11 protein-coding genes are annotated in these 11,973 nt (G+C 60.4%); 4 read left to right on the top strand and 7 right to left on the bottom strand.

Annotation, left to right across the window (positions count from 1 at the left end):
• The first annotated feature begins 4 nt into the window (after positions 1-4).
• The 4 genes from ACH65_RS07380 (at position 5) to ACH65_RS19730 (ending at position 4,662) form a co-directional block, all read left to right on the top strand.
• A complete protein-coding gene (locus tag ACH65_RS07380; protein ID WP_153242509.1) occupies positions 5-181 on the top strand; it encodes a hypothetical protein in 177 nt (58 codons plus the stop codon).
• Between the two features lie 17 nt (positions 182-198).
• Complete coding sequence (locus ACH65_RS07375; protein WP_161805597.1) at positions 199-1,350, top strand: glycosyltransferase family 4 protein; 1,152 nt, start codon at positions 199-201, stop codon at positions 1,348-1,350.
• Between the two features lie 36 nt (positions 1,351-1,386).
• Entirely contained in the window at positions 1,387-2,472 is a 1,086-nt protein-coding gene (gene gmd / locus ACH65_RS07370; RefSeq protein ID WP_049621938.1) for a GDP-mannose 4,6-dehydratase, read from the top strand.
• Between the two features lie 516 nt (positions 2,473-2,988).
• Complete coding sequence (locus ACH65_RS19730; RefSeq protein WP_153242508.1) at positions 2,989-4,662, top strand: hypothetical protein; 1,674 nt, start codon at positions 2,989-2,991, stop codon at positions 4,660-4,662.
• A gap of 73 nt (positions 4,663-4,735) precedes the next feature.
• Here ACH65_RS19730 and ACH65_RS07360 read toward each other — a convergent pair whose 3' ends face one another.
• The 7 genes from ACH65_RS07360 to ACH65_RS07330 form a co-directional block, all read right to left on the bottom strand.
• On the bottom strand, positions 4,736-5,125 hold the full coding sequence (locus ACH65_RS07360; protein WP_049621989.1) for a GtrA family protein: 390 nt from the start codon (positions 5,123-5,125) through the stop codon (positions 4,736-4,738).
• Between the two features lie 35 nt (positions 5,126-5,160).
• Entirely contained in the window at positions 5,161-6,459 is a 1,299-nt protein-coding gene (locus ACH65_RS07355) for an NAD(P)/FAD-dependent oxidoreductase (RefSeq protein WP_049621936.1), read from the bottom strand.
• Positions 6,460-6,481: 22 nt separating this feature from the next.
• Complete coding sequence (locus ACH65_RS07350; RefSeq protein WP_049621935.1) at positions 6,482-7,426, bottom strand: NAD-dependent epimerase/dehydratase family protein; 945 nt, start codon at positions 7,424-7,426, stop codon at positions 6,482-6,484.
• Positions 7,427-7,429: 3 nt separating this feature from the next.
• Entirely contained in the window at positions 7,430-8,167 is a 738-nt protein-coding gene (locus ACH65_RS07345; protein WP_049621934.1) for an SDR family oxidoreductase, read from the bottom strand.
• 2 nt (positions 8,168-8,169) lie between these two features.
• Positions 8,170-9,474: an FAD-binding oxidoreductase gene (locus tag ACH65_RS07340; protein WP_049621933.1), complete on the bottom strand. Its 1,305-nt coding sequence runs from the start codon at positions 9,472-9,474 to the stop codon at positions 8,170-8,172.
• The gene (locus tag ACH65_RS07335; protein WP_049621932.1) at positions 9,474-10,919 is read right to left on the bottom strand and encodes a UbiA family prenyltransferase; all 1,446 of its coding nucleotides are present in this window, start codon (positions 10,917-10,919) and stop codon (positions 9,474-9,476) included. Before ACH65_RS07335 ends, ACH65_RS07340 begins: the two co-directional genes overlap by 1 nt.
• Positions 10,920-11,009: 90 nt before the next feature.
• On the bottom strand, positions 11,010-11,954 hold the full coding sequence (locus ACH65_RS07330) for an electron transfer flavoprotein subunit alpha/FixB family protein (protein WP_049621931.1): 945 nt from the start codon (positions 11,952-11,954) through the stop codon (positions 11,010-11,012).
• Between the last annotated feature and the right edge of the window lie 19 nt (positions 11,955-11,973).

The raw sequence follows: 11,973 nt of genomic DNA, 5'->3' as shown, positions 1-11,973 counted from the left end.
AGGAGTGGCCGTGCTCAATGTGACGGCCCAGTGCATGACAGAGATCATGGAGGATTTGCAGGCGTGCGGTGTTATGCCGGTGCAGAGCACTATCAACTTCATGGATGATGGCCCCCATGGCGCGACTTGGAGCATCATCGAGCGCTTATTCGGCCCGGACAATCGGAAAGTAGTGCAATGAAGGGCGCCGGATCGCCCATGGCGGCCGAGCCATCGCTTCTTAGGAAGCGACTGCTGTTGGTTACCTACTATCCACCTGAGCGAGGTACAGGCGGTGGGCTGCGGCTGCTGGATATGTACCGATTGCTGTCGCAAGAGGTGCCTGGCCTATCGCTGACGTTGCTGGCTTGCGACCACGGAGCCGGGCTCGAGTCGGATCTTTCCTCGATCTTCGAGCGAGTGATGACATTGCCACCGGAGCAGTTCAACGAGGGCGGTCTTCATGCCACCGGCCTGCTGGAGGAGCGGTTTGACGCCGTCGACTTACAATTCCTTCAGGCTGGGGACTTGGTGCGCTTGTTCAAGCGGTGCGGCTTCCCTCGTGTGGTGGTTTCGCCGATGGAGTCGCATGTGAGAGGCGCAGCCCTCGCTTTGGCGCGACAGCAAGTGCCTTTTGTGCCAACGAAGCGATGGCTTCTGGGCGAACTGCGTGTGGCGGTACGCGAACTCCGCGCAGTCTGGAGCGCGGATCGTGTCATGTGCGTCTCCGAGAGCGACGCGAGGTCGCTGCGCAAGCTGCGCTTCTGGGGTGGGGTGATCCCTATCGAAACGGGCGTTTCGGCGGTCGAGTTCGGCGAGGCGTTGCGGTCGCTGCCGGTACGCCTTTTGAAAGAGGCCCCCACAGTTACCTTCCTGGCCTATTTCGGTTCACAGACCAACATCGAAGCACTGAACTGGTATCTCGAGTATGTTCACCCGGCGATCAAGGTCGCGGTGCCCGGGTATAGATTCAGGGTGGTGGGCAGGGGGCTGTCGCATCTACCCGCTAGCGCCGATGCTAGCGTCGACTTGGTGGGAGAGGTCGACTCCCTGGTGGGTGAGCTCTGCCATGCATGGGTAGGAATCGCGCCTGCGCTGAGCGGGGCTGGAATGCGTGGTAAGATCAATCAGTATGCGATCGTGGGTGTGCCTTGTGTTGCCTCGACACTGGCAGGCAAAGGCTTCGCGTATAAGGATGGGCACAGCATCCGGTTGGCGGAAAACGCAACGGAGTTCTCGCGTGCTTGCATAGACCTCCTCGCTTCGATCGAGTACAACCGGAAAGTGGGGCTTGTGGCGCGGCAAGTCTGTTTACGGGAATATTCCTGGGAGAGCAGGCTTCCAGCCCTGCGCGAAATTTTCGCCCTTTAACAGTTTTCAACCCAATCGACTGAGGTTTAGGACGTAATGAGTAAGGTCGCCCTGATTACTGGCGTGACGGGCCAGGATGGTTCGTATCTCGCTGAGTTTTTGTTGAGCAAGGGTTATGTGGTGCACGGTATCAAGCGTCGCAGCTCGCTGTTCAATACCGATCGCATCGATCACCTGTATCAGGATCCTCATGTCAAGGGTCGGCGGTTTATCCTGCATTATGGCGACATGACGGATTCCAGCAGCATGGTCCGCATCATCCAGCAAACCCAGCCGGATGAAATCTACAACCTCGCCGCGCAGAGCCACGTGGCCGTGTCTTTCCACGAGCCCGAGTACACCGCCAACTCCGATGCTCTCGGTCCGCTGCGCGTGCTGGAGGCCATTCGGATACTGGGGCTTGAGAAGAAGACGCGCTTCTACCAAGCATCCACTTCCGAGCTGTACGGCCTAGTGCAGGAAGTTCCCCAGAAGGAAACTACTCCCTTCTATCCGCGTTCTCCATATGCAGTCGCGAAACTGTATGCCTACTGGATCACTGTGAACTATCGCGAGTCCTACGGCATGTATGCCTGCAACGGCATTTTGTTCAATCATGAATCTCCGGTGCGCGGTGAGACTTTCGTCACCCGCAAGATCACCCGAGCCCTGGCCCGAATCAAGCTCGGCCTACAGAACTGCTTGTATCTGGGCAACTTGGATGCGTTGCGCGACTGGGGGCATGCCAAGGACTATGTCGAGATGCAGTGGCTGATGTTGCAGCAAGAGCAGCCGGAGGATTTCGTCATCGCCACTGGTGTCCAGTACAGCGTTCGTGATTTCGTCAACGCGGCCGCCGCGGAGATTGGCATGACGATTCGCTGGGAGGGCGAGGGTGCCGACGAGAAGGGCTACGACGAAAATGGCCGTTGTATCGTGGCTGTCGATCCACTGTATTTCCGTCCTGCAGAAGTGGAAACGCTGCTGGGCGATGCGACGAAGGCCAAGCGGAAGCTGGGCTGGGAACCGAGAATCTCATTCAAAGAGCTCGTCGCCGAGATGATGCGCGAGGATCTCAAGTCAGCGGAGCGCGATGAACTCGTGAAGCGGCACGGCTACAACGCTTTCAACTTCTACGAGTGATCCTGCCCGATGTTGGGGGATAGTCTGTGATTATCCCTTGCTTTTGACGACAGCGGCCGGCAATCACTCTTGCTCGGGTTCGGCACTATCGCGCATTCCCGTTCTTGCCATTGCTGCATGCCACACGGTGTGGCATGCGGCAGACGCACTCATAGAAAATACCTGCACGCAGTCTACACGTAACTCAGCGCAAATGGCGTCAGCATCTGCGCACTGTTCTTGGTCAATTCCCGGTAACGGGCTGTCTGCGTTTCGTCTGCTACGTTGGCGACCGTAGTCAGCACATGATCCATCAAGCCCATGGCTTGGTCAGCGCATAGGCATGCCTTCAAGCTGAAACCACTTAGTTGGGCTCTACGCCGTTTCCACGTGCAGTTTGACCAAGGTGACCCCTGCATGGTTCGTTGTGAGGGCCTCACTGGTGCTTTTTGGTAACAGGAATGGTGCCGACTTGTTTTCGGCAAGTGACTGCAATAAGCTGAAAAGTTAACCGGCATTGCTTGAAGAGGTCGAAATATGGCATATACGCGAAAAGGATATTTCAGCATCGAAGCGATTTCGGGGGGGCGGCCCATAAAGCTTTTCTTTTGGATTGCGACTGTCATCTCGTTTGTTGCCAGTATTTTTATATTGGTAACGACGATCTATGGGGCATACCACAACTATTCACCGGTTCAGTGGTGGGACCAATGGGTTGGCGGTGTCGGATTTTACCAGAGGATTCGCGAGGGTGATTGGGCTGTTTTTTGGGAGCCGCATAACGAACATCGTATCGTCTTTTCAAGAATCTTATTTCTTTTTGATATTGGATTTTTTGGAGGGGTCAATGTCTTTTTGATTGTATGCAATCTTATTTTGCTCGGTTCAATTGGGTGCATTCTGATTTATGCCTATAAAGGTGACATGAAATTATGGATTGGCGCGATCGTCTTTGGTTTTGTTTTCTCTTGGATTCAATATCAAAATATTGTGTGGGGGTTCGAAAGTCAGTGCATCGCAATTTATGTCTTTTCGTTGCTAGCTTTTCTGTATTTCTCAAAATCTGAAGACCGGGCTCGTAATATTTCTTTGGCACTGCTTTTTTGCACGGCTGCCACGCTTGCAATGGGGAACGGTATCGCTTCATTCTTTGTTGCTGCGATACAGGGCATGGTACAGCGGCGCCCGCTGCGGGAGTCTGTAATCATGGGCGTCGCGGGGGGCCTGGCGCTCGCGCTTTATCTGATTCACTTTCATGCTCCGGAGTTACCTGTGGCTCCTGACATGGCTGCTGTTCATTTCGCGCAAGCGAAATACCTGGCAATATTTCTTGGTGGTCCGATCTTTCATGTTGGGCACGGAAGCCTTTTCCTTGCTGCTACTGCAGGAATTATTTATTTACTTGTTGCCGGTGCTCTTGTGGCCTGGCTGTACCTGAAGCGCCAAGTCAATCCGTTCAGGTCGTTCCTGATTGGGGGGATTGGTATAGTCGTTGCGTCCGCCTTGGCGGCAGCCCATGGGCGATGGATGCTGGGATTTGTCGGTGCTGCTTCTTATCGTTATGAGACGACGCCTCTTCTTGGGTATGCATTGCTTTTTATGTTGGCATTGGATGTTTTTCGGTCGGATCGAAGCCGTGGGTGGATAGTGGCGATCGCGACGTTTGTTCTCGCGGCACTGACAACGACCCAAACTGGCTCATGGGCAACGAATCCGGATTTGTACGAACGTGAGCTGGCGGTATTGGGCCTGAAAATTGGCATTGATCACCCCGAATACGATGCAAAGATTTTTCCCGAAGACAGACACGATACGCTTGTCCAGCTCAGTGATATCGCTGACCGATATCAGATCGGGATGTACGGCAAGGGGTGGTTGCACGATGCTGGCATGGTGCAGTTTGATCCGACTAAATTGGATCCTGGCATTTGCGAAGGGCGCGTGGATACCGTCACTAAGGATGCGAGCGGCTACGTCGTTTCGGGGTGGGTGGCACCACGGAAATACAGTGACAAGAATGTTCTTATTGTGGTTGCCGGCGTGGACGGGAAAACGGTCGGATATGGCGTAACGGGGCGAGAGCGAGTCGACGTATATAAAATCATCCCTTCTGCTGGCCGAGAGTCTGGCTGGACGGCATTCAGTCGATCGGGCGATGGTATTAGGGTCTATGCTTTTCTAGGCCAAAGATTTTGTGAGTTAGCCCATTAGTTTCCCTTCCGGAATGCCTCAAAGCGCCCCTGCCTCTACTTTTAAACGACTACGATATTCCGGGACGACGTCATTAGCGAAAAGAAAGATGCTTGTGGCCGATGTAACTGGTGAGGACGGGCACGGCTACGCCCACGGCATGGGCGCACAGCTCGGGCCGCCACGTCCAGCTGATGGCCGGGAACGCCCAGCGGGCGAGGAAAAGGCTGATCAGGAGTGTCTGTGCCACGGCCAGCAGGTTCACGATAACGAACCAGGTAGCCTGGTGGTGCAGGGCGGTGGTCGTCTCCCGGAACACGAACAGGCGGTTCAGCAGGAACGCCGTCGTCATGCCTAGCAGGTAGGCAAGGACGATGGCGGTGGCGTAGCCCATCCACAGGCTGAAGATGATGCGCGAGCCGAAGTTGACCGCGGCGGCGGTGCCGCCCACAAGGATGAACAGGGCGAACTGCGAACGGAGCAGGCTGCCGGTGCCGCTGCGCGGCGCAGTATCCGCCGTCACGTCTGTGCCTCACGCGCCATCATCCGGCCAAAGTCGATGCTCTCCGAAATGCCGCGGTCTTCAGGGTAGTAGTGCGAGGTGTCCGCCACCCATAGACCATCGACCGGCAGCTTGCACGGCGGGATGCTTTCCAGGTAACCCGGCGGGCAGATCGGCTGCGCATAGCGGTAGCGGTTGGCGCGGATGTCGATGAAGTCGTCGTCGGTGAGCGACGGGTTGATCATCTTCAGGTAGCGGCGCACCTTGCCGGTGAACACGTCATCGGCATCAGCGTACTTCGGGTGCTCGCCTGGCATGTAGAACGGCACGTACACCACGTGATGGCCCAGCGGACGAAGGTTCGTGTATTCCACGAGGCCCGGTATATCCATGTCGTCGTCGTTCGTATTCAGCCAGAAGTTTTCGGTGACGGGTTTCTTCAGCTTGGCGATGACGCACACCACGGCCACGTTCTTCAACGCCGAGAACTTCGCCGTGATATCGGTCGGCAGATCGGGCATGAGGCGCGGTACGAAGGGGAGGGGAATAGTGCTGATGACCTTGTCGAAGGTTTCGATGCCGTTGGCCGTTTCGACGCCCTTTACGGCACCGCCCTCGATCACCACCTTGCGCACCGGCGTCGACAGGCGGATCTCGCCGCCATGGGTTTCGATCCACTCCTTCATGCCGTTCAGCAGCGTATCGGAGCCACCCTCGAGGTAGCCCAGCTTCTCGCGGAACATGCTGTAGCGCGACGTGCCGATGCGGCGGATGCGGCTCCAGATCCAGGCGGCCGAGAGGTTGTCGCTGTAGTCGTAGAACTTGTAGTCGAACAGGCGCTGCCACAGCACGCGCCACGCCTCCTCACCCACCCATCGGCGGATCCAACTCGTGGCTTCCACGTGGTCGAGTGGGCGCCAGTCCTCGCGCTTGCGTTTGGTGGATAGGAACGCGTGCAGGCCATAGCGCACCTTGGCCACGAGGCCCAGGCCCTTGAACTTCAGCAGGGCGACGGGGTTACCCCACGGTTGCAGGCGCTTGTTGTACCAGTAGCCCATCTTCGTTTCCGTCCAGCGCATGCGATCGGCAAGGCCGAGCTCATCCAGCATGGTGAGGAAGCCTGCATCGGAGATGCAGTGGAAGTGGTAGTAGCGTTCGATGCTGAGGCCGTTGAAGTCGAAGCAGGCGGTCATGCCACCCACGCGGTCGTCGGCTTCGAACACCACGGGCTGGTGGCCGTCGCGGGCCAGCTGGTAGGCGACGGCGAGGCCCATGGGGCCGGCGCCGAGCACTGCGATGCGTTGTGGCTGGGTCATGGCGGGGATCCGTAGGGGCGCGTCAACGCTTCAGCACGATGTCGGAGTAACGCGGGTCGCAGTAGCTCTCACGCACCGCGTCAGCGAACGGGGTCTGCTTCACGCCGAACACCGCCTCGGTATCCACGCCCTTGAAGTCGTCGCCCGCGCTGAGTGCCTTGAGCTGGTCGGCGGTGAAAGGCGGCTTGCCGCTGAAGAGCGCGAACAGGCGGAGCAGAAACCCGAAGAACCCATAGGGGATGTGCAGGATCCACGTGCGCAGGCCCTTGGCCTTCTTGATCGTGTGGATGATGTCGACATAGTCGATGCGGGTATCGCCCACCACGTCGTACACCTCGCCGTTGCGCTCGCGGACGATGCAATCGGCGATGCAGCGGCAAAAATCGCGCTCGTACAGCGGCTGGCGCATGTAGCGGCCGTCGCCCGGGATCGGGAACACTGGGGTCTTCGCCATGAAGCGCGACAGCCAGCCGAAGTGCTTGGGATCGAACCAGCCGAACATCAGCGTCGGGCGCAGCACCGTATGGCGGATGCCGGATTCGACGACGAGCCTCTCCTGCGCCTTTTTGGTGTTCGTGTAGTCGTCGTTCGCCACCGACACCACCACCGACGAGCTGATGTGCACCAGATAGGGCACCGCGTGCCGCTTGCTGGCGTCTAGCACGATCTTCGTGGCGCCGATGTTGTTGCGGACGAACTCTTCCGGGTACTTGCTGGTGATCTGCGCGTGCAGCTGCACCACGCACGCGGCGCCTTCGAAGGCGTTTTCCCAATCGCCCGGCACCGCGACATCGGCCTCGATGGCCGCCACATCGGGATGCAGTTGGCGCAAGATGCCCATGTTGTAGGCGTGCTTGTCGATAGCCACCAGGTTGGTGAAGCCCTGCGACTTCAGCTCGACGATGAGATTTTGGCCGACGAGTCCGGCGGCGCCGGTAAGGACAATTTTTTCGTGCTTGGCGGGCATGGCTTAGAGGCTGACTCGCTTGAAGATGAATTCGGGGATGGCGCGGATGACCGTCATGATGGCGAACCAGAACCACGGCAGGTAGACCACGGGCGTGCCCTTGTCCACAGCCTTCACGATGCCGGCGGCGACCGCGTCGGGCTTTGCCCACAGCGCGCCCTTCTTGAAGTCGCGCGTCATCGGCGTATCCACGAAGCCCGGCTTGATCGTCACGATGTCGACGCCGCGCTTCGACAGCCGCTGGCGCAGGCCGCCTAGGAAGGTGCTGACGGCGGCCTTGGCCGACCCGTAGAGATAGTTGCTGGCGCGGCCGCGGTCACCTGCCACCGAGGAGATCACCGCGATGGTGCCACGGCCAGCGCGCTCCATGCGGTTGGCAAGTAGGGTGAGCAGGGCGATGGTGGATGTGGCGTTGGTGGCGAATTCCGCCATGGCCGTTTCGACGGAAGCCTCGCAGGCCTTCTGGTCCGGAAGGGTGCCGTGGGCGACAAGCACCACATCCACGTTGCCCAGCGCGGTCCATGCCGCGTCGAGCACTGCCTCGTGGCGGGTCAGGTCATTGATGTCGAGCGCATCGCGGCCGACGTCCGCGGCGCCACGGATGCGCAGGTCTTCCACGATGGTATCGAGGCGGGCCGGGGTGCGCGCTACCAAGTGCAGGCGCGAGCCACGCTCCGCGTAGATGCGGGCGGTCGCTTCCGCTATGGCCGACGTGGCACCAATGATCAGAACTCGTTGCATGTTTACTCCATGACCCTGCGCCAGAAACTCGATGACATGCCCGGATCGATGAACCGGGTAAAGGCTTCCCAGCGTGGGAAGTACCGGCGAAAGCGTTCGCCCGACATGCGGGCATCCTTCGCCGGGTAGACCGCCCCGCCGACACCGTCCACGATGGCATCGAGGCGATCGAGCAGCGCGAAGGTGGGCGCCCCACCGTTGGGGAAATCCAATGCCAGCGTGGCACCCGGCCGCGGGAACGACAGCAAGCCGCGCGACGGTCGGTCACCGAACTGCTTCAGTACAGCGAGGAACGATCCGCCGCCGCCCGCGGCGATAGTGCGCACCAGCTCGGCCATGGTGGCCTCCGAGGCCTCCGGTGGCACGACGCACTGGTACTGCAGGAACCCCCGCGGGCCGTACATGCGGTTCCACTGGGTGATGCCATCCAGCGGATAGAAAAACGGCGCGTAGTGGGTGGTGGCATGTACCACCGGCTTTCGTTGGCGATGATAGTAAAGCTGGTTGAACGCTCGCAGGCTGAGCGGGTTCACTAGGGAGAAGGGCGGGGTCAGCGGCATGGCAAGGCGACGGGCCGGCGCGGCGGGCCGACGATCCGGGCTGGCGGGCGCATGGTTGCCACGGCTGAACAGGCCGCGGCCGAGAGCATTGCCTTTCGCCGCGCAGTCTATCCACGACACCGTGTACTCGTAATCGCGGTCGGATTCGCGCGACAGCGCGAAGAATTCGTCCAGGTTCGTGAAGCGGTGGCTCTCGGTGGACATCCACGGGCCCGCGACACGACGCAACTGGATCGTCGCCCATGTGATGACGCCGGTGAGGCCGAGGCCGCCGATGGTGGCGTCGAACCACTCGGTGTTCTCATCCGGCGAGCAACGCATACGCGTACCGTCGGTGCGCAAGAGCTCCAAGGCCAGCACGTGGTGCCCAAACGACCCGGCGCGGTGATGGTTCTTGCCGTGTACGTCGTTCGCGATCGCGCCGCCCACCGTCACGAATCGGGTGCCGGGCGTCACCGGCAGGAACCAGCCCTGCGGCACGACCAGGTCGAGGATGTCCGAGAACAAAACCCCCGACTCGCAGGTGAGCACGCCCGTCGCGGGATCGAACGCCATGTAATGATCGAGGCCGCGTGTCGCCAGCAGGATGCCGCCGTCGTTGAGACAGCTGTCGCCATAGCTGCGGGCGTTGCCCAGCGGGAGCATCGGTACATCGCTGGTTGGCAGAGGGGCATGGCGATCGCTCAGCGTGATGACCTTTTCGGTCGTCACGGGATAGCGGCCCCATGAGCGTCCAGTCGCGTGCATTAGATCGAGAAGGCCACGATGATGGCTGCGAGGACGCCCACGATGCGGCTCGTGCGGTCCATGACGGCGAATACGACCGGGTCGTCATGCATGACGCCGCGGTGCGCGATGGCCCAGGTCCGGCTGATCCAGTACAGCAGCAGCGGACAGAGCATCCACAGGTAGTGCGGATGACGGTACAGCGACATGCTGGCCGTGCTGTCGACGTAAAGCGCGAGCACCAGTACCGCAAGATAGCCGCTCGAACTTCCCAGTGACTGGATCAGCGGGATGTCATCCACATCGTAGCCGCGTCCGCTGGCCTTGACCTTGCCGCTCGACTGCAGCGTCAGCAGTTCGGTATAGCGCTTGACCATCGCGAGGCTCAAGAAGAAGAACATTGAGAAGGCGAGCAGCCAGAACGACGGTTTGGTGTGGATGGCGGCGGTGCCAGCGAGAATACGCGTCGTGTAGAGCGCGGCGAGCACGACCACGTCGAGCATCATGATCCGTTTCAGGCGGAAGGAGTACGCGCTGGTCAGCAGGTAATAGCCGAGCAGCACGATCACAAACTGGTGTGACACCAGGCATGCCAAGCCGAAGCCGGCTATCAGTAAAGCGACGGCAAGTATCGGCCCGGCGATGAGTGGCAACGTACCTGCAGCGAATGGACGGTGTCGCTTGCGGTGGTGCTGTCGATCCGACGGGAGGTCGAGCAAATCGTTCGTGAGGTAGACGCTCGATGCACAGAGCCCGAAGCAGAGGAAGGCAAGCAGTGCGGGCGCTACGGCGCTGATCTCCAGTACGCGATGGGATGCAAGCAGGGGCAGGAAAACGAGGATGTTCTTGATCCACTGGTGGACGCGCAATGCTTTCGCCCATGCGCGGATACCGCCGCGGCGTACGACGAAGCGTTTCTCGACGGGTGCGACTTTTGCCGCGGCGGTCGAAAGGGCGGTGCCGTGCTCGACGACCAGCGCACTGCGTGCATGTTTCCAGACGGCAAGGTCGATCGGGGCGTTGCCGATGTAATCGAAAGCCTTTTCGCCGAAGCGTTCGATGAGCGCCCGTGCCTTGTTCGACCCCGACAGGTTGATGTCGCCGTTGCTGGCGACCACGTCGTCGAACACGCCTGCGTGTTCCGCGACTGGCCTCGCGAGCTTCACGTCCGAGGCGGTGCACAGCACCACGCGGCGCTGCTCGCGTTGTTTGCGCAGCCAGCCGACCAGTTCGTGGTTGTAGGGCAGGGCGGACGGATCGAGCTCGACACGGAGCGCGATCTGCTTCTTGAGATACGCCTTGCCGCGCAGCAACCAGGCGAACATCGCAAAGATCGTCAGCGGTTGCCGGGCAAGCAGGGCCAGCGCCGACTCGACGAGCAGGTCGGAACGGATGAGCGTGCCATCGAGATCGACGCACAGTGGCACACCTGCTTTTGCCGCATTGTCTATTGCGTTTACCGCCATTAGAACCCCTTGCAACTTGCCCCCCCCGCTTTAGCGCGGTAATCGCGGCTGCCGAGCTGGGAGCCGTGAAACAGCCCCCAGACGCGCGCATCAGCCGATGGCCGAGTCCAGTTCCGGCAGAATCTTGAACAAATCACCGACCAAGCCGATATCCGCGATCTCGAAAATCGGCGCTTCGCCGTCCTTGTTGATCGCCACGATCGTCCCGGCGTCCTTGATACCGGTCAGATGCTGGATCGCTCCCGAAATGCCGACCGCAACATACAACTCCGGCGCAATGATCTTGCCAGTCTGCCCCACCTGCAACTCGTTCGGTACGTAGCCGGCGTCCACCGCCGCGCGCGAGGCGCCCACTGCCGCGCCGATCTTGTCCGCGAACTTGTAGATGATCTCGAAGTTCTCCTTCGAGCCCACGCCACGGCCGCCGGAGACGACCTTGCTGGCGCTCTGCAGGTCCGGGCGGTCGCTCTTGCCTTGCTGCAGCTCAATGAAGCGGGTGTGCGAGGGCAGGGCGACATCCACGTTCAGTGCCTCGACCGGTGCACTGTTGGCGCCGCTGGCGGCAGCCGGCCAAGAGGCGGTGCGGATAGTGGCGACCACTGTGTGGGCCGAGTTGGCCTCCACGGTGACGATGGCATTGCCGGCGTAGATCGGGCGCTTGAAGGTGTGGGCGCTTTCCACGCTCATCACGTCGCTGACCTGGGCCACGCCGAGCAGGGCGGCCACGCGCGGGGCGACGTCCTTGCCGAAGGTGGTGGAGGGCACGAAGACGTGGCTGTAGCCGGCGGCGGCCTTGGCGATCTGCGGCGCCAGCACGGCGGCCAGCGGGTGCGCGTTCTCGGCGCGGACGATGGTGAGCACGCGGCTCACGCCCTCGATCTTGGCGGCCTCGGCGGCGATGGCGTCGACCGCATCGGCCAGCACCAGCACGTCGATGGCTTCGGGCTTGACGGCGGCGGCGGCGCTCACGGCGCGTGCGGTGGAGGGGTTCAGCTTGCCGCCCAGGTGTTCGGCGATGACCAGAATCTTGCTCATGGGGATTTCCTCAAAAAAC

The organism is Frateuria defendens (assembly GCF_001182895.1).
Classification (GTDB): domain Bacteria; phylum Pseudomonadota; class Gammaproteobacteria; order Xanthomonadales; family Rhodanobacteraceae; genus Frateuria_B; species Frateuria_B defendens.
The sequence above is the reverse complement of the archived record's forward strand: the minus strand, read 5'-3'. Positions and strand labels throughout refer to the sequence as shown.

What these genes read in the sequence shown, in the direction of transcription:
- ACH65_RS07345 (WP_049621934.1), bottom strand. Translation starts at nt 8,167, where the DNA reads ATGCAACGAGTTCTGATCATTGGTGCCACGTCGGCCATAGCGGAAGCG.
- ACH65_RS19730 (WP_153242508.1), top strand. Translation starts at nt 2,989, where the DNA reads ATGGCATATACGCGAAAAGGATATTTCAGCATCGAAGCGATTTCGGGG.
- ACH65_RS07375 (WP_161805597.1), top strand. Translation starts at nt 199, where the DNA reads ATGGCGGCCGAGCCATCGCTTCTTAGGAAGCGACTGCTGTTGGTTACC.
- ACH65_RS07350 (WP_049621935.1), bottom strand. Translation starts at nt 7,426, where the DNA reads ATGCCCGCCAAGCACGAAAAAATTGTCCTTACCGGCGCCGCCGGACTC.
- ACH65_RS07330 (WP_049621931.1), bottom strand. Translation starts at nt 11,954, where the DNA reads ATGAGCAAGATTCTGGTCATCGCCGAACACCTGGGCGGCAAGCTGAAC.
- ACH65_RS07340 (WP_049621933.1), bottom strand. Translation starts at nt 9,474, where the DNA reads ATGCACGCGACTGGACGCTCATGGGGCCGCTATCCCGTGACGACCGAA.
- gmd (WP_049621938.1), top strand. Translation starts at nt 1,387, where the DNA reads ATGAGTAAGGTCGCCCTGATTACTGGCGTGACGGGCCAGGATGGTTCG.
- ACH65_RS07335 (WP_049621932.1), bottom strand. Translation starts at nt 10,919, where the DNA reads ATGGCGGTAAACGCAATAGACAATGCGGCAAAAGCAGGTGTGCCACTG.
- ACH65_RS07355 (WP_049621936.1), bottom strand. Translation starts at nt 6,459, where the DNA reads ATGACCCAGCCACAACGCATCGCAGTGCTCGGCGCCGGCCCCATGGGC.